The sequence below is a fragment of the Mycolicibacterium sp. XJ1819 genome (assembly GCF_053483675.1).
In genome coordinates this window covers 1-328 of the sequence record NZ_JBEFST010000064.1, presented here as the reverse complement: position 1 = coordinate 328, position 328 = coordinate 1, and the positions used below count along the sequence as shown (strand labels likewise).

Sequence of the window (328 nt, the reverse complement as noted above, 5' to 3'; positions counted from 1 at the left end):
GCCGTCGGCGTTGAGCTCCAGGGTGCCGTTGGCCGGCCCGTCCACCAAGATGGCGGTGAGGTCGTCATCATCGAAGTCGGTGTCATTAGCTAACACTCCGCCGGCGGCGGGCACGGTCAGCACCCCGTCTTCATCGACCTGATAGGCGTCATCAATCGTGACGGGTGCTTCGTCGTTGACCGGATTGACCGTGATGGTGACGGTGGCGGTGTTGCCGTCCAACTCGCCGTCGTTGGCCATATAGGTGAAGGTGTCGGTGCCGTAGAAATCTTGGTTGGGGGTGTAAGTGAACGAGCCGTCGGCGTTGAGCTCCAGGGTGCCGTTGGCC

At 62.2% G+C, this 328-nt stretch carries 1 protein-coding gene; it reads right to left on the bottom strand.

Annotated elements, in window-relative coordinates; translation table 11 throughout:
* Positions 1 to 328, bottom strand: a 328-nt coding sequence (locus tag ABQE89_RS26320) for a cadherin-like domain-containing protein (RefSeq protein ID WP_448422185.1), incomplete at both ends; no start/stop codon positions are given.